This window comes from Methanoculleus sp. UBA374, from assembly GCA_002508705.1.
Classification (GTDB): domain Archaea; phylum Halobacteriota; class Methanomicrobia; order Methanomicrobiales; family Methanoculleaceae; genus Methanoculleus; species Methanoculleus palmolei.
This window is the reverse complement of record DAYL01000032.1, coordinates 99,746-115,589: the sequence shown is the minus strand read 5'-3', so window position 1 is coordinate 115,589 and position 15,844 is coordinate 99,746. Positions and strand designations below refer to the sequence as shown.

Here is a 15,844-nt window from a genome sequence, read left to right as displayed (position 1 = left end):
CTCCGCTGTATGGATGAAAAAAGACCGGTGGACGACGAACTGCAACGGCTCCGGGAAGAGCGCCTCCGGGAGATGGAGGCGCGGCTCGGGGGCGACAGGGGCGGTGTCATCGAGGTCGCCGACGATACGTTCCAGGAGACCCTCCGAAAGCACCCTTCCCTGGTCGTCGATGTCTGGGCGGAATGGTGCGGCCCCTGCCGGATGGTGGCCCCGGTGATCGAGGGTCTTGCGCATGACTTTGCTGGCAGGGTGACCTTTTCCAAGTGCAACGTCGATGAAAACCCACGGATGGCGATGAGTTTCAGTGTCACGGCGATACCGACGCTCCTGTTCTTCTCAAACGGCATGCTCGTCGACCGGGTGGTCGGTGCGCTCCCGAAAGAAGCCATCAAGGCACGGGTCATGCGGGCCTTCGGCACCGGTTAGAGGGTCCCGCCCTGCCGGGCCCGGAGCCGTTCGGAGAGCCGTGCGGCCATGATAAAGTCGTTCCGGGAGAGCCCGCCGATGGCGTAGGTGTACCAGGCGACCTCCACGATCCGGCCCCGACAGATGCCGATATCCGGGACGTGGTTCTCCCGCGCGGCAAACATAGCGATCTCCTGGAGGAGCGTTACGGCGTCGTTGAACCCCTTGCAGGCGAACCGGACACAGAGATGCCCCTCTTCGAGCGACCAGGCCGGGACTTCCGGCAGGAGGTCGGCGATCTCCCGCCGGGTCAGGGGTGCCGTATCCGCGACACCCGGGCTGATCGATTCGGACGAAAGATCCATGGTGATCCCTCTCCCGGAAGAATGAAAAAGGTTCTTCTCCGGCGCCGACCTCTAACGCAGTTTTTCGATCAGGAACGCCACGTTCTCGGCGAACCGCCGGATCGTCCGCATCCCTTCTTCGTCGTTTAAGGCCTCCCCCGGCTCCAGCCCGAAGACCATGTTCCAGTAGGTCGAGCCCGGCACGATCATGTCGTTCATGAGGTAGAACATCAGTAGTTCTTGGAGCGTTGCGGTATGCCCCCCGCGTCGCGCCACAACGATCGGGCCGCCGACCTTCCGCGAGAGGAACGAGTCCGACGCCGTCGAGACCATCCCTATCCGCTGCAGCGCCGCCGTAACGTCACCCCGTGCGGTCCCGAAGTAGACCGGAGCCCCCACGATAAACCCGTCCGCCTCCCGGATCATAGTGATGATCTCGTTTACGTCGTCGTCGAGGGCGCACTCCCCCTCGCTGCAGAGCCCGCAGGCGGTGCAGGAAAGGATGCGCCGCCCTGCAAGCAGCACCGTCTCGGTTCTGAGCCCCTCGCGTTCGAGGACCTTTGCGCACGCCCCAAGCACCCGTTCGGTGTTCCCCTCGCGCCGGGGGCTCCCGCAGAGCAGCACCACGGTTCCGGTCGTCATCTCACACCTCAATCAGACGGTAGACCGCTTCCCCGAGGCCGATAGCGGCCGCGTAAGCGATCTGGTAGTCGTCGTCCGTGTAGTCCCAGACCCCCTTAAACTTGTCTTCTCCCGGCGCAAGGTTCGCTGCAAGGTGCGTCCCGGCGAACCCCTGCTGGCCGTTGATGAGGTCGATGCTCGCGCGGTCGATCGCAACCGGGTCGGTCGATGCAAGGATGCCGATGTCCGGGACGATTGCCGCGTCGCTCCAGGGCAGGCAGTCGCAGTCCGGGGTGATGTTGAGGAGGAAGTTGATGTAGCCCACCCTCCCGGGTTTCCCGCGGACGGCGCCGAGGGCGTACTCGCAGAGCCGCTCCAGGAACGGCCGGATCTCCGTCGTCCAGTCGAAATCGATCGCTCCCTCGGGACAGGCGCGCACGCAATCCCCGCACCCGACACAGTGCTCCGGGTTGAAGAGCGCCTTTCCTTCAACGACCGTCATAGCCGCCTGCGGACAGACCAGGGTGCACCGACCGCATCCGATGCAGTTCTCCCCCTCCAGGCACGGCCGGGCGGCGTGCTGCTCCGCCTTCCCCGAGGGCGGGGCGCAACCCATTCCCAGGTTCTTGATCGCGCCCCCGACTCCGGCGGTGTCGTGACCCTTGACGTGCGAGAGGATGATCATGCTGTCGGCGTCGAGGATGCTGCCCGCGATCCGGACGCTCCGGAAGTGCTTCCCGTCGACCGCGACCTCCCTCCAGTAGCCGCCCGAAAGGCCGTCGGCAACGATCACCGGGGCTCCGGCAACCGCGTAGGCGAAGCCGTGCTCGATGGCGGTGACGGTATGCCCGACGGCATCGGCCCGGCTCCCCGCGTAGAGGGTGGCGGTATCGGTGATGAACGGGCGCGCCCCCCGTTCCTTCACCTTATCGACCACCTGCCGGGCAAAGACCGGGTGCAGGTAGGTGTCGCACCCCCGCTCCCCGACGTGCAGTTTGACGGCCGTAAGGTCTCCCGGCCGGACGACCTCGCCGAGCCCGGCCGCATCGAAAAGGCGGCGGATCTTCTGAATCTTGCTCTCGTGGTGGCTCCTTGCCCTGAGATTCGCGAAGTAGACGTCTGCCATTGCTCCCCTCTCTTGTGTATTTTTCTTCTGCAGGGGATAAGAAAGATACGGCCGATTGTTCGAGACGGTGACAGCCTCTCTCCGTCATCGGTCAGGTAACCACCGCCCGTTGAAACGTCCAGCGGGCGAGGAGGTACATCACCGCTGCAAAGACCGCAAGGTAAGCGAACGATACGAAGACGTCGGCCGTGGTGTAGGCGTAGTGGGCGCCGACGGCGAAGAAGTCGTCTCCGAGGGCGAAGTAGCGGATCCCGTTGACCAGGTGCGTGAGCGGGTTGTAGAGCGAGAGGGTCTCCAGGAGAGGCGGAAACGCCTGGACCGGGTAGAGAGCGTTCGAGACGAAGAAGATCGGCAGGGTGAGGAGCGTTATTACCCCCTGCAGCCCTTCGGGGCTTTCAAGGCGCATCGAGAGAGCGGAGGAGAAGAGCAGGAATCCGAGCGAAAAGACGCCGACGAACGCGAATATCCCGAGGACCGCGAGGGCGAGCCGGGCGGCCGAAAACCCGGAGAAGAACCGCACCCCGAGGAGGGCCCCGAACACCATGATGACGCCCACCTGGATGAACGATTTCGTGATCCCCGAGAGGCTGACCCCCATCATGATATGGGTCCGGGGCATGGGGCTCGCGAGCATCTCCCGCATCAACCCCCAATTTTTATCGAAAAGGAGGCTGATTCCGCCGAAGAGGCTCGTAAAGAGGGTCGTCATCGCGATCACTCCGGCGGCCATGAAGGTGAGATAGTCGACCGGAACGACGCCCGCCGGGACCGGGATGGCCGAAGTGAACTGGTTGAAATTCGAGGACATCGCGACGCCGAAGAACGCCATCCAGAGCGCCGGCTGCAGGAGTGATGTAAAGAGCTGCGTCCTGAACCGGACGAACCGGATCATCTCCCGCCGGTAGATGGTAAGGAACTCCCACGCCGTGGTGCTCACACCCCGGTGTCCCGCAGTTCCCTGCCGGTATAATACACGAAAACGTCGTCCATCGTCGGTTTCTTGAGGTTTATGCTCCTGATAGCGATCCCGGCGCCGTGCACCGCATCGACGATCTGCGGGAGACAGCGGCTCCCGTCGGTCGAGATTGTGATTGAGAGGCCCCGGGGCGACTTCGTGACCGACCGGATCTCCCCGATCCCCCCGAGGGCTTCCCGCGCTTTTCGGTCGTCCCCGGTCTCCAGGTAGACGACATCCTCGCCGAGGGTGTTTTTAAGCTCCTCCGGTGTGCCGGAGACGATGATCTCTCCGTGGTCGATGATGCTGATCCGGTCGGAGAGCATATCGGCCTCCTCCATGTAGTGTGTCGTCAGGAAGATCGTCGTCCCGGCCCCGTTCACCTGCCGGATGTACTCCCATATCCGCATCCGCGTCTGGGGATCGAGCCCCTGCGTCGGTTCGTCCAGGAAGAGGACCGTCGGCCGGGTTAAGAGGCCGCGCGCGATCTGGAGCCGGCGTTTCATCCCGCCGGAGAGATTCTTCGTCAGTTCGTCCCGTTTAGTTTCGAGCTCCACGACCCGGAGCAGGTCGTCGATCCGCCGCCGCCGCTCGTCGCGGGGGATGGCGTAGAGCCGCCCGTGAAACTCCATCGTCTCCCGGACGGTGAGGTCGCGGTCGAGCACGTTCTCCTGGAAGACGATGCCGATGGATTTCCGGACCTGTTCGGGCGCTCGTGCGACGTCATGGCCGGCCACCCGCACCGTGCCTTTCTGGAGGGGAAGGAGCGTCGTCAGGATGTTGATGGTGGTGCTCTTGCCCGCGCCGTTGGGGCCGAGGAAGGAGAATATCTCGCCTTTTTTGACGGCAAAACTGATTCCGCGCACCGCGGCAAAGCCGTTGAACGTATGTTCGAGGTCCTGCACTTCGATGATATTGTCCTCTCCCATCGGCCACCATCCGCTCCCGTATTCCTACATACACAGCGCCGTCATATCTCCTTTTCCCTGTCGCTATGCACCGGACCGCCGGGATGTTTGCGCGGTCTCCGGGGCCTTCGCTCCGTCTCGCCTCAGGGTGCGGGTCCGGGACGGTTTTACCGTTTCGGCATCCCTCCTGCGGCCGGTCCCAACAGCAATTCAAAAATACCAGAACCTCCCCATCCCCTCTCAGAGATGGTATGCGCGACTGCGATCTTCTCCACGACAACGGCGGTCCGGGAGCCCCTCCGGTCTATAGCGCCGCTCTCGGCGCCAGCGTGCTGAAACGGGAAGAGCGGATGCTCCCGGAGAAAGAACGGGGGAGTGAGCGGCGATGACTTCGTCCCTTCGGGCGGCTGTTGCCTTCCTTGCGGTGCTGGCGCTTGTGACGGCGGGAGGCGGACTCGTGGTCGACAACGCCGATCTGACCCCGGAAGAGGTGAACCTCCTCTTTGCGATGCGGGAGTATACCCTGACTTACAACGAATATGCCGACCGTCTCCCGGGATGGGTGACCGGGCCGTTCGAGAACGAGAGAGTCGACCTCCACGTCGAGTCCCCCGATGGCGTGCTGGTCATCGGGATCACCTTCAAGGACGGCAAGATCGTCCAGTTCGATGCAAAGGGCTGCCCGGACCCGATCGTCACGGTGACCACCGATCCGGAGACGGTGGAGGAGGTCATGGTGTCCGACCGGCCGTTCGATGCCTTCCGGGCGGCGATGCAAAACGGCACCGTCACGATCAAGGGAGAGACCTTCATCGGGACGTTGCGGCTGGGGCTGGTCCGGTTCGGGTTCTGGGTAATGGATCTTATCGGTCTGTGACGGACGGAAAAGAGAGGCTCCCGGCCGGGGCGTCAAAGCCCCGCGAGGCGCATGCAGAACCCGAGGATCATCCCCGACATTGCCGATGTCGCCGAAAGGGCCGCGAGAACGGCGGCGTTCACCGCCGGGCCGATCCTGAGCGGGATGTAGGTCGGGTTGCGCTGCAGTCGTCGCACTATTCTGAACGGTTTTACGGTCGTTGAGATCGGGGGTTTGTAGCGTCGGATCCTCATGTGAACACCTCCGTGATGGATAATATTTCCTGCGTCCCGGTTGTTCCCTCGAATAATAATTCTTACGGTTTTATCTCTGCGGAGCCGGAGGCGAGCCGCCCTCGACCCCGGTGCCCGGGCCGCGACAGGTTTATCCCCTCCTCGGGTGAGGGTGTCCCCCGGATGCATCGATACGTTAAACTCCTCCTCTATGGCGTGCTTGCGTTTGCCGTCTTTGCCGGAATCAGTTTCGCCGTCGGCGGGAGGGTGAACTGGGAACTCGCGGTCGCGACGGCCGTCGGCGTGATGATCGCGTATTTCTTTGCCGCTCCCCGGCGCGGGCGGTGAGCGGGATGGCAGCGGGAGTGCGGGCGGAGTGGGACACCCTCCGGAAGGTTGTCATCCACCGTCCGGGGATCGAGATGTTTTTCGGGCTGCTGGAGCCGTATGCGGCACTTTACGAGAGGGCGTTCAGCCGCTACGAAGCGCGCCGGGAGCACGATCACCTCGAACGCACCCTCCGGGAGGAGTTCGGGGTCCGGGTGCTCCGGTTCAAGGAGACGATCCTCGATGCCGCCGACCACGACCCGGCGGTGCGCCGGCGACTCGTTGATCTGGCATACGAGACCGTCACCCTCCGGGGCGGGAAGCGGGAGGTGGAGGAGGCCCGCCGGAGCATGGCGGAGAACGCCGATGCCCTGGATTCTCAGCACTTCTTCACGCTCCTTCTCTTGAACCCGGTCATCGAGGTGGGGCGGGGAGGGGTGGATGTCCGGGTACTGGGGCAGGAGCCGCTTGCAAACCTCTACTTCATGCGCGACCAGCAGGCGGTGACCGACTGCGGTCTTGTTGTCGCCCGGCCGGCAAAACGGCAGCGGACCCGGGAACCCGGGTTCACCCGGCTCCTCTGGGAGGTCCTCGGCGTCCCGGTCGTCGGGGCGGTGCAGGAGCCGGGAACGTTTGAGGGCGGCGACTTCATGCCGATGGGGGAGTTCGCTCTCGTCGGCACCGGCGACCGGACAAACCAGGACGGGATACGTCAGTTCCTCGGCTGCGCCCCGGGGTTCGACGAGATCGGCGTCGTCCGCCAGCCCGGTCACCCGCTCATCCCGGGCGACCGGCCCGACCCGATGGTCGATATGCACCTCGATACCTACTTCAACGTCGCGGGGAGCGGCGTGGTGATCGGCTCTGCGGTCCTCCTCCGGCGGGCGCGGGTCGATGTCTACCAGAGGGCGGGCGGCGGCTACGAACCGTCGGGCGAGGTCGCGAACCTCTACGACTACGTCCGGTCAAAGGGGTTTTCCGTGATCGACCTCTCGATCCTGGAGCAGCTCGCCTACGCCGCAAACGTCCTCTGCGTCCGGGACGGGAGCATCCTTGCAGTGGAGGGGGAACGCGTGATGCGGACGGTGCTCCGGAACCTGGAGCGGAAGGCCGCCCGCGATCCGCGGCGCTACGGACGGCTCTTTTTGCAGGCAAAGGAGGATCACCGCCGGGTCCGGAACGAGGGGCAGGTCTTCCCGCACAAGGCGGAGTTCTACCGGCACGATATCGAGGTCTGCCCGCTCCGTCTTGAAAACCTGACGGGAGGCTACGGCGGCCCCCACTGCATGACCTGCACCCTGGAGCGGGGGTAGGGTGATGCCCGGGAAGGCCGTGGTGATCGCGCTCGGCGGCAACGCCATCCTCCGCCACCGGGAGACGGGGACGGCCGAAGAGCAATTCGCGAACGTCCGGAGGACCGTGCGGCACATCGCGGGGATTGCGGGAGACGGCTACGCCGTCGCCGTCACCCACGGGAACGGCCCCCAGGTGGGGGACATCCTCCTCAAGAACGAACTCGCGAAGGATACTCTCCCGCCGATGCCGCTCGACGTCTGCGGGGCGGAGAGCCAGGGGATGATCGGTTACTTGCTCCAGCAGTCGCTGCAGGAGGCTCTTTTCGCGGCCGGAGTGGACTGCCCGGTTGCGACGGTGCTCACCCAGACCCTCGTCGCGGCTGTCGACCCGGCGTTTCAAACCCCCGAGAAACCTATCGGCCCGTTTTATACCGCGATGCAGGCGAGACGGCTCGAGAACGAGAAGGGCTGGCGGATGACGCAGATCCCGGGGCAGGGCTACCGTCGGGTGGTCCCCTCGCCGCGTCCGATAGCCCTCGTGGAGGGGGAGGCGATTGCCCGGCTCTGTTCGGCCGGAGCGGTCGTGATCGCCGCGGGCGGCGGTGGCGTCCCGGTAGTCGCGGGTCCCGGAGGCACCCTCAGGGGAGTCGAAGCGGTGGTGGACAAGGACTACACTGCGGCGCTCCTCGCCCGGCTTGTCGGCGCCGGCGACCTGCTTATCCTGACCGACGTCGAACGCGTTGCCGTAAACTACGGGCGGCCGGGTCAGCGGGACCTCCGCGAGATGACGGTTGCGGAGGCAAGGCGGCACCTCGCGGCCGGGCAGTTTCCGGCCGGGACGATGGGGCCGAAGATCGAGGCGGCTATCGGGTTCCTCGAGGCCGGTGGGGAGCGGGTGACCATCGGTTCGCTCGATTCTGCCGCTGCCGCCCTTGCCGGGCGGGCGGGGACCCGGATCCGCCGTTGACTGAAGCCGGGCCACTACTCTTATATACTACATCTTCAAAGTCCCGGCGGTGAAGGAAGGTATGGCTAATAACTTCTGGACTGGTGTCATCATCGGGTGGCTCGTGGGACTCATTCTCGGTTTCCTGTTGCCGGTCATCGGACCGCTGGTCGGCGGGTTCGTCGCCGGCTGGATCTCCGGGCGCGGGATTGGAAACGGTGCAAAGGCCGGGCTGTTTGCCGGCATCCTCGGCGCCATCATCATCGCGGTGCTGCTTCTCGTCGGCGGCACGGTTATTCTCGGGGCATTCGGGTTCATTGCAGGCCTCGGGACGTCGATAGTCCTCATCGTCGTGGCGTTCATCTACCAGGGGATACTCTCCCTGATCGGCGGTGCCATTGCCGGGGCGATCCGGCGGTAACGGACGGCAAACACCGGGGAGGGGGACCTTCCCCGGCTCTTCTCGGCCCCGGTAAGGGCGTTTTGTGCCGGTGCCGTTCAGTGGAGGGTATCGATCCGGCGTGGACGGCCGGCAGTGCCCTTATTTGCGGCGAGCGCAAATATTCCTATATTCGGGGCACGAGGAGTTGCGGTGAAGCAGGAGGACGGGCACGCGTATTCACGAAGATTTATCCTGTTACTGGTCACCGTCGTCACGTTCCTGAATCCGTTCACGGGTTCCGCAATCAACCTCGCCCTGCCTGCCATCGGGGCCGAGTTCTCCGCCGACGCCGCAATGCTCGCCTGGATCTCCAGCGCCTACCTCCTCTCGTCGGTCATCTTCCTCCTCCCGGCAGGCAGGCTCGGCGACACCCGGGGCAGGGTCACCGTCTTTCTGGTCGGGGTCGTCGTCTACACCGCCGGGTCCGTCCTCACCATCTTCACGCCTTCGCTCGACCTGCTCCTCGTCTTCCGCTTCCTGCAGGGGGCCGGCGGCGCCCTGATCTACGCAAACAGCGTGGCCCTGATCACACACCTCTACCCGCCCGGCGAACGCGGTTCCGCGATCGGGCTCAACGTCACCGCCGTCTATGCCGGGCTCTCGCTCGGGCCGTTCCTCGGGGGCGCCCTGACCCAGTACTTCGGCTGGCGGAGCATCTTCATCGCGACCGCGCTCCTCGCCGTCCCGGCCCTCTTCTACGCCGGAAAGTTCCCGGCGTTCCTGAACGAGCGGCAGCACGGAGACTTCGACTTCCCCGGCATGGTCCTCTCTTCCGCTCTGATCCTCTGCCTCTTCCTGGGCCTGGCCTCGGCGACCACCCCGACCGGCGCGGCGCTCCTTGTCGCGGCCCTCCTGCTTGGAATTGCCGCATTCCGGGTGGAGCGGCGGCAGCCCTGCCCTCTCCTCCCGGTTTCCCTCATCGCGAAGAACCGGGTCTTCGCCGCCTCGAACGGTGCCGCCCTGATCAACTACAGCGCCACGTATGCGGTCGGGTTCCTCCTCTCCCTCTACCTCCAGTATATCCGGGGCTACGAACCCGTCGCTGCAGGAACACTGCTCCTGGTCCAGCCGATCATCCAGGTCTTCGTCGCCCCGGTCTCCGGCCGTCTCGCCGACCGGATACAGCCCGGGCTCGTCGCCTCGGTGGGGATGGGGATCTCGGCTGTGGCTCTCTTCGGCTTCGCTCTGCTCGGTGAGTCGGCGCCGATCTCCCTGATCCTCGCCCTCCTGGTCCTGCTGGGTGTGGGAGTCGGGCTCTTCTCGTCCCCGAACACCACCGCCATCATGGGCTCTGTCACGAAGCGGGAGTACGGGTGCGCATCCGCGATGACGGCGATGATGCGGTCGTTCGGGATGATGCTGAGCATGGGAGCGGTCCTCGTGGTCTTTGCGGTCGTTATGGGGTCGACCACCGTTACGCCGGTGATATTCCCGGAGTTCCTCCTGAGCATGCAGTTGCTCTTCCTCGCTTTTGCGGTCCTCTCGGTTTTAGGCGTCTTCTTATCGCTCGGGAGGAATAAAGGTCGATAATTATTGTTGATTTTTAAAATCGGACACGCTTGAAACCTAAGCGAAGCGTTAACATCCCTGCCGTCGTGTGATCTCTTGAACGCATGGACCTCGTAATCGGGAAGGCCGGCGACCGGGAGATTGCCGTCGATGCTCAGGAACTGGTCACGGGAAGGACCTGTATCATCGCGCAGTCGGGCGCCGGGAAGAGCTGGGGCATCGCGGTTCTCTGCGAGCGGCTCCTGCAGGCGCGGGTGGGGTTCTGCCTCATCGATACGGAAGGAGAGTACTCCTCGCTCAAAGACCGGTTCTCCCTCGTCCGGGTCGGTTCCGGCGACGGCTGCGATGCGGATATCGGGCGGACGAACATCCGGGAACTGATGCAGGACGCGATCTGCTCCCGGACGGCGGTGATCTTCGACGTCTCGGAGATCGATATGCGCGAGAAGGTAGCGACGCTCGCCGACATCCTCTACGACCTCGAAAGCCGGTTAAGGCAGCCGTACCTCCTGATTGTGGAGGAGGCGGACAAGTTCATCCCCCAGTCCGGCGAGTCCATCAAGAAGATCGAGGAGATCTCCCGCCGGGGGCGCAAGCGCGGGCTCGGACTGCTGGTCGCGACCCAGCGGCCGTCGCTCGTGGCAAAGAACGTCCTCTCGCAGTGCAACAGCCAGATCATCGGGAAACTCTCGATTGAGAACGACCTGAAAGCGGTCGGCCTCTTCTTCTCGTCCCGGCAGGAGGTCGGCGAACTCGCGGAACTCGAACCCGGCGAGTTCTTTGTGATGGGCGGTCTCTCCCGGGAGAAGGTGCGGATGCGTTTCGGTGCGCGGGTGACGGCGCACCGGGGGCTGACCCCCCGCCTCGTGCCCGCACCTCCGGCCGAACCGTGCGCCGGGCCCCGGGAGGAACGTGGGGAACCGGAGGCGCCCCGCGCCGCCGGGGATGCGGTGGTCCCGGTTCTGCTCCGTGAGGAGGCGCTCGATCTTGCAAAAACGAAGCGAAAGCGTCGGTTCCTCTTCCTGGAGCCCGATGAACGGATCGTCTCGGGGGAACGTGTCTACCGGCCGCTCCACCGGGTGGAGGTCCGCTACATCGGCGGGCTCATCCGGAAAGCGACGAAGACGGCGTCGTTTGTCCTCGATGGCTGCACCGGCTGCGTCGTCGAGATCGACCGGGGGCTGAAGGTCAGGCCGGGGTTTTCGGACCTCCTGGGGCTCGATGAGGCCGCGGTGAAGATCGTCTCGGGACTCGCGAACGGCGGCTCGACGATGACCGAGATCGAGGCGGACACCCATCTCGCATCCGGTGTGGTGAAGAAGGCGATAAAAAGCCTCGTGGAGGCGAAACTCATCACGGAGGTGAAGACGGTGGGCGATACGGTGGTCTACGTGCCCCTGCTCGCCGCTGAGATTCCGGGCCTGCACACCCTCCGGCGGGGTACAGACCTCCCGATGGAGCCGCTCCGGGGGCCGCCCCCCGAAGCGAAGGTCACGGAGTCCTCTCTCCGGACCATCCTGAAGGGAATTGAGCCGACGGCGGAGATCGTCGGGTTCGATACGATCTACTACCCGGTCTATCTGGTCCGGTTTGCATCGGAGCGCGGGGAGCGCTCGATTCTCCTCGACGGCTGCACCGGTAAGGAGGTGTCGTTCCCGATCTCCTGACCGAAGCGCTTATCGATGCCCGAAAATAAATGGGACACTGTGTCCCTATCGGCCCCGTGCGGCCGGTCGGGGCGGAAGGTGAAAAGCGATGGATTCATACCGATGCGCCCTCTGCGGCTACGTCTATAATCCCGCAATCGGGGACTCCGCTCACGGCATCAAGCCCGGAACCGCCTTCGAAGACCTGCCCGACACCTGGCGATGCCCCCGGTGCGGCGCGGCGAAGAGCCGGTTTAAGAAGCTTTAGAGAGCAACGGTTCGGTCCCGGGCCTCAATTGTATCTATTTTTACTTTCCGGAAGATGAGGGGCCTTCCGGGTATGACGTGAGCCATATAAGAAAACTCATATATTTTCTGCTCTGAAGTAGTGTATGTCTCGGTTGTATGAGAGGAGGTAATACAACGATGCCGTCTGCCCGGAAAAAGAGGATCTACAACCCTGTGACCGGCAAATATTATGAGGTCCGGCAACACTCAAGCAAATACGGGACTGCCGGACAGATTCAGGGTTTATGGAGTTCAAAAAAGAAAAAATCTTCGAAGTAACCTATTTTGGAGGCCACAAGCATTTCTGGGAACATCTGGTTCATCGATACGAACGTTCTTGCGCACTGGGTGCTCGGTGAGGGCGGTGTCCTGAAGTTTTTTTGTGAGCAGCTGAAACTTCCTTGCGATTTTCTCAATGTCTACCTTGGACGATATCAAACTTCGTTGATGTTTATCGACGAAATTGTGCGGCAACGAAGGAACGGATTGCCGGACGAATTCTATGTCTCCGCACTGGCGACAAATGAACTCTTTTCGTCAATCCGAGATGAAGTGCGCAGTATCCTCCTGTTCAAAGGCGGCATCCCGATTTCACGGTGGAGGGACTCCCGAAATAACCCGCAGATCCCAGAAGAGTGCTACGAGCATATCTACGGATTGACGCTTGCTTCCTTCGATACACTCTTCGAGAACCATGGGATCACTATTATCCCGGAGGCCTCACCCTGGGAAGACGGCACCTACTGGTCCATATGCTCCTCGATTCTCTTTCTAATCCGGGAGTCAAAGACCCAGGACGCAACGTTGCTGACGACTGCAATCCTGAATCGGGCGGATAGTTTCGTCACTCTGGATACCCCTCTCATCCGCTCGGCGAAACAGGCCCTTCAAGATGGGTACGGGCTGCACCTGCTCAACCCGACGGAGGGACTGCAGGCGCTCAGAGGGAAGGGCGTTCCGCAATTTTAACGCGACAACCGGCAAAATACCGGGTATCCCGTTTCACACAAACTGCATAGACTCCGTGGGCGGCAGCGCCGAAGTTCTCGTCACGGCCGATATCACAGTGGTCTCTTCCGGAGCGCAACTCCTGTCGCCCCAGTACCGGACGAGAAGAGGGGGGACGAACGCATCGGTGGATATGCCGAACCGGGTGGCAAAGGCGATCTCCTCCCGGATCTCGCCGATCCCCGTCAGGTGTCCCAGTGGATCGGAACCCGGGGAAATGCTGTGCCTGCTACCTGGCAAAGACGTGGACTGCGGAAGCCTTGAAGGTGACGTAGGCCGGCTCCCCTTCGGCGAGGCCCAGGCGTGCGATGCTCTGCCGGGTCAGGACGGCGACGAAGGGCCGGCCCGCATCCACGACGACCTTCGAGAACATGCCGTTCTGCTGGACCTCCGTCACCGTCCCGGAGAAGACGTTTGTGGCGCTCGACTCGAACGGTTCCCGGGATACGATCACCTCTTCTGGCCGGACGCCGACGCAGACGTCGCCCTCGACGGCCGTGACGGTCCGGACGGTGATCGCCCCGAGGTCGATGGCCGCCTCCCCGTCCCGGACCCGTGAGACACCGCGGTAGACGTTCTCCATGCCGGTGAAAGCGGCGACGAACTCGGTGGCCGGTTTCCGAAAGACCTCGTCGGGCGTGCCGGTCTGCACGATCCTGCCGCCCTGCATCACCGCCACCCGGTCGGCGAGGGCAAATATGTCTTCGAAGTGGTGGGTGATGTGGACGACCGTTGTTTTGGTCGTACGGTGGACGGCTTTCAGTTCCTTCCGGAGCCGGTCCCGGGTGACGGCGTCGAGCGCCGAGAGCGGCTCGTCCAGGAGCAGGACGCGGGGCCGGAGAACGAGCGCCCGGGCGATTGCCGCCCGCTGCTGCTCTCCGCCGGAGAGCGTCCCCGGTGTGCGCTCCAGAAGGCGGCCGATCCCGAGCAGGTCTGCGGTCTTCCGCACCGTCTCTCGTATCCGGGCAGGGTCGTCCCCCCGCTGCCGGAGGCCGAACCCGACGTTCTCCCCGACGGTGAGGTGGGGGAAGAGCATGTAGTCCTGGTAGACCATGCCGATCTCCCGGTCCCGGGGATCGGTGCGGGTGATGTTGCGGCCGTCGAGAGTGATCGTCCCTGTCTTCGGGGTGTATATCCCCGCGAGTGTCTCAAGGAGTATCGTCTTTCCGGCGCCGGTCGGGCCGAGGATGATGAAATACTCGGCGTCGGCGACGGTCAGGTCCACACCGTCGAGCGAAAATTCCCCGAGCGAGAGGGAGAGGTCCCTGATCTCGAGCATCAGAAGGCCCCCCTGCTGCCGACGGAGTAGCGCTCGAAGACGAGGAGCGACGCCACAGCGATCACGATCAGGATGACCGATGCAGCGATGGCGAGGTCGAGGTCTCCGGTCGACATGTTCAGAAAGAGCGCGATGGGCAGGGTCTCGGTCTTCATCCGGGTTGCCCCTGCGAGCATGAGAACGGCACCGAACTCGCCGATGGACTTGGACCAGGTGATGACCAGACCGGCGACGAGGCCGTTCCGGGCCAGGGGGAGGGCGACCTCCCGGAACGCGCCCCATTCGGTACAGCCGAGCGTTCTGGCGACGTACTCGTAGCGCGGGTTGATCGTCTCGAAGGCTGAGCGCACGACCCGGATCATGTAGGGCACGTTGACGAAGAACTGAGCGGCGATGATCCCGAGCGGGGTGTAGACGATATCGAGCCCCAGGGACGAGAGCACCCTCCCGAACGTCGACGGGCCGTAGAAGATGAGCAGCGCCACGCCGGCGACGAGCGGCGGGAGGGCGAGCGGGAGGTTCACCAGGGTGTTTACGATCCACCTGCCGGGGAACGAGAACCGGGCGAGGGAGTAAGCGGCCGGGACGGCCACGAGAGTGCAGAGGGCGGTGGAGACCACCGAGGTGGCGAGGGAGAGTTCGACCGCAGCGATGATCTCCGGGGATGCCAGGCTCTCGATGAGGGCCGGCAGCGGCGGGTAGGCCACGAGGCCGGCGAGGACGACGGCCATGTAGCCGATCAGGACGAAGAGGACGGTGAGAAAGAGGATTTTAAACGGGGTTCGGCGGGGACGGGCGCCCCGGTCGGCAAGCACGGCTAATCAACCTTGAAGGAAGCGCTCCGTCTCCGGATCTGCTCTACGTGCTGCGGGGTCACCCACCCGGAGGCGGCAGTGGGGACGCTGTCGAACGCCGGGATATAGGGCTTGATGTCGAGGACCGGCGTCCCGTCCAGGAGGTCGACGCCCTCGACGGCGAGCACGGCGCCGTCGATCCCGGCGAGCCTGACGACCGAGAGTCCGAGCCGGTTCGGGCGGTTGAAGTGCCGGGTGGCGAAGATGCCGTGCGGCTCCGCGCCGTCGATGAGCGGACGTTCGCTGAGTTCTTCACCGGCGGCCCGGTGGAACCGGTAGATGAGGATAAGGTGGGAGAACCCCGCAAGTGCCGAGAGCCCGTCCCGGAACTCGGGGAAGACCTCCACTGTCCCGCGGGCGGTGGAGAAGGCCGCCTGGATAGGGGCGGCGGCCGGGTCGGAGAACGGCGTCCGGACGACGCCGATAGCCCGACAGGTGTAGTCCGTACCGATCATGGCTCAATGCCCATATACGCCGGGTCGGGGTAGGTCGGGAACCCGTGCTTTGCAAAGATCGCCTTTCCTTCGTCGGAGGTGACGAACTCGACGAATTTTTGGGCGGCGTCGGGATGTTCTGTGAAGGTAGTCGCCCCTATCGGGACGATGAGGGTGAGACCGTTCTCCTGCGGGATGTCGATGGTGTCCATCGTCCCGGGGTTTATCTGGTCCAGCGTGAGGAGCGCGGCATCGGCGGTGCCCATGTTCATCGCCACCACCACTTCGTTGATCGTCGGCGCCCGGAGGACGACGTTTGCTTCGACGGCGTCGAGGATGCCAAGTTTCTGGAAGAGTTTGTCGCCGGC

Annotated in this window: 21 protein-coding genes; 11 read left to right on the top strand and 10 right to left on the bottom strand. The window is 63.9% G+C overall.

Translation table 11 applies throughout. The annotated features are described in order from the left end of the window. The first annotated feature begins 9 nt into the window (after nucleotides 1-9). Nucleotides 10-426: a thioredoxin gene (gene trxA, locus BRA42_RS10965; RefSeq protein WP_292406723.1), complete on the top strand. Its 417-nt coding sequence runs from the start codon at nucleotides 10-12 to the stop codon at nucleotides 424-426. On the opposite strand, the gene BRA42_RS10960 is transcribed toward trxA, so the two are convergent. The 5 genes from BRA42_RS10960 to BRA42_RS10940 all read right to left on the bottom strand — a co-directional run bounded on the left by BRA42_RS10960 (nucleotide 423) and on the right by BRA42_RS10940 (nucleotide 4,380). Further along, nucleotides 423-770, bottom strand: coding sequence for a 4a-hydroxytetrahydrobiopterin dehydratase (locus tag BRA42_RS10960; protein ID WP_292406726.1), 348 nt, complete (start codon nucleotides 768-770; stop codon nucleotides 423-425). The two genes, trxA and BRA42_RS10960, sit on opposite strands and share 4 nt — an antisense overlap. A gap of 51 nt (nucleotides 771-821) precedes the next feature. Continuing rightward, nucleotides 822-1,391 (bottom strand): flavodoxin family protein, encoded by a 570-nt coding sequence (locus BRA42_RS10955; RefSeq protein WP_292406729.1) that lies wholly within the window; start codon nucleotides 1,389-1,391, stop codon nucleotides 822-824. A gap of 1 nt (nucleotide 1,392) precedes the next feature. Then, nucleotides 1,393-2,496 (bottom strand): DUF362 domain-containing protein, encoded by a 1,104-nt coding sequence (locus tag BRA42_RS10950; protein ID WP_292406731.1) that lies wholly within the window; start codon nucleotides 2,494-2,496, stop codon nucleotides 1,393-1,395. 91 nt (nucleotides 2,497-2,587) lie between these two features. Continuing rightward, nucleotides 2,588-3,433: an ABC transporter permease gene (locus BRA42_RS10945; RefSeq protein WP_292406734.1), complete on the bottom strand. Its 846-nt coding sequence runs from the start codon at nucleotides 3,431-3,433 to the stop codon at nucleotides 2,588-2,590. Further along, entirely contained in the window at nucleotides 3,430-4,380 is a 951-nt protein-coding gene (locus tag BRA42_RS10940) for an ATP-binding cassette domain-containing protein (RefSeq protein WP_292406737.1), read from the bottom strand. The genes BRA42_RS10945 and BRA42_RS10940 overlap by 4 nt, the downstream gene beginning before the upstream one ends. A 230-nt stretch (nucleotides 4,381-4,610) precedes the next feature. On the opposite strand from BRA42_RS10940, the gene BRA42_RS10935 reads away from it, so the two are divergent. Further along, entirely contained in the window at nucleotides 4,611-4,748 is a 138-nt protein-coding gene (locus BRA42_RS10935; protein ID WP_292406740.1) for a hypothetical protein, read from the top strand. After that, nucleotides 4,745-5,236, top strand: coding sequence for a hypothetical protein (locus tag BRA42_RS10930; protein WP_292406743.1), 492 nt, complete (start codon nucleotides 4,745-4,747; stop codon nucleotides 5,234-5,236). Before BRA42_RS10935 ends, BRA42_RS10930 begins: the two co-directional genes overlap by 4 nt. A gap of 32 nt (nucleotides 5,237-5,268) precedes the next feature. Here the strand turns inward: BRA42_RS10930 and BRA42_RS10925 are convergent, their stop codons facing one another. Beyond that, complete coding sequence (locus BRA42_RS10925) at nucleotides 5,269-5,469, bottom strand: hypothetical protein (RefSeq protein ID WP_292406746.1); 201 nt, start codon at nucleotides 5,467-5,469, stop codon at nucleotides 5,269-5,271. A gap of 162 nt (nucleotides 5,470-5,631) precedes the next feature. Between BRA42_RS10925 and BRA42_RS10920 the strand changes: the two genes are divergently transcribed. The 8 genes from BRA42_RS10920 (at nucleotide 5,632) to BRA42_RS10885 (ending at nucleotide 12,870) form a co-directional block, all read left to right on the top strand. After that, a complete protein-coding gene (locus BRA42_RS10920; protein WP_292406749.1) occupies nucleotides 5,632-5,796 on the top strand; it encodes a hypothetical protein in 165 nt (54 codons plus the stop codon). Between the two features lie 5 nt (nucleotides 5,797-5,801). Then, the gene (locus tag BRA42_RS10915) at nucleotides 5,802-7,088 is read left to right on the top strand and encodes an arginine deiminase family protein (protein WP_292406751.1); all 1,287 of its coding nucleotides are present in this window, start codon (nucleotides 5,802-5,804) and stop codon (nucleotides 7,086-7,088) included. Between the two features lie 4 nt (nucleotides 7,089-7,092). Further along, nucleotides 7,093-8,037, top strand: a complete 945-nt coding sequence (gene arcC, locus BRA42_RS10910) for a carbamate kinase (RefSeq protein WP_342770851.1) — start codon at nucleotides 7,093-7,095, stop codon at nucleotides 8,035-8,037. Nucleotides 8,038-8,098: 61 nt separating this feature from the next. After that, entirely contained in the window at nucleotides 8,099-8,437 is a 339-nt protein-coding gene (locus BRA42_RS10905) for a DUF5518 domain-containing protein (RefSeq protein ID WP_342686159.1), read from the top strand. 171 nt (nucleotides 8,438-8,608) lie between these two features. Next, a complete protein-coding gene (locus BRA42_RS10900) occupies nucleotides 8,609-9,988 on the top strand; it encodes an MFS transporter (protein ID WP_292406760.1) in 1,380 nt (459 codons plus the stop codon). Nucleotides 9,989-10,071: 83 nt separating this feature from the next. Next, the gene (locus BRA42_RS10895) at nucleotides 10,072-11,634 is read left to right on the top strand and encodes an ATP-binding protein (protein ID WP_292406763.1); all 1,563 of its coding nucleotides are present in this window, start codon (nucleotides 10,072-10,074) and stop codon (nucleotides 11,632-11,634) included. Between the two features lie 88 nt (nucleotides 11,635-11,722). Beyond that, a complete protein-coding gene (locus BRA42_RS10890) occupies nucleotides 11,723-11,881 on the top strand; it encodes a rubredoxin (protein WP_292406766.1) in 159 nt (52 codons plus the stop codon). Nucleotides 11,882-12,186: 305 nt separating this feature from the next. Continuing rightward, nucleotides 12,187-12,870 carry a hypothetical protein gene (locus BRA42_RS10885; protein ID WP_342770852.1) on the top strand — a complete coding sequence of 228 codons (684 nt, stop codon included), beginning with the start codon at nucleotides 12,187-12,189 and terminating at the stop codon, nucleotides 12,868-12,870. A 268-nt stretch (nucleotides 12,871-13,138) separates the two neighbouring features. On the opposite strand, the gene BRA42_RS10880 is transcribed toward BRA42_RS10885, so the two are convergent. From BRA42_RS10880 to BRA42_RS10865, 4 genes are all read right to left on the bottom strand, one after another. Then, nucleotides 13,139-14,188, bottom strand: coding sequence for an ATP-binding cassette domain-containing protein (locus BRA42_RS10880; RefSeq protein ID WP_342770853.1), 1,050 nt, complete (start codon nucleotides 14,186-14,188; stop codon nucleotides 13,139-13,141). Further along, nucleotides 14,188-14,919, bottom strand: a complete 732-nt coding sequence (locus tag BRA42_RS10875) for an ABC transporter permease (RefSeq protein ID WP_394339224.1) — start codon at nucleotides 14,917-14,919, stop codon at nucleotides 14,188-14,190. Before BRA42_RS10875 ends, BRA42_RS10880 begins: the two co-directional genes overlap by 1 nt. A gap of 86 nt (nucleotides 14,920-15,005) precedes the next feature. Further along, nucleotides 15,006-15,497 carry a tRNA (N6-threonylcarbamoyladenosine(37)-N6)-methyltransferase TrmO gene (gene tsaA, locus BRA42_RS10870; protein ID WP_342770854.1) on the bottom strand — a complete coding sequence of 164 codons (492 nt, stop codon included), beginning with the start codon at nucleotides 15,495-15,497 and terminating at the stop codon, nucleotides 15,006-15,008. Next, nucleotides 15,494-15,844: substrate-binding domain-containing protein (locus BRA42_RS10865; RefSeq protein WP_342770855.1), on the bottom strand; the 351-nt coding region annotated here is incomplete at its 5' end. The genes tsaA and BRA42_RS10865, both read right to left, overlap by 4 nt.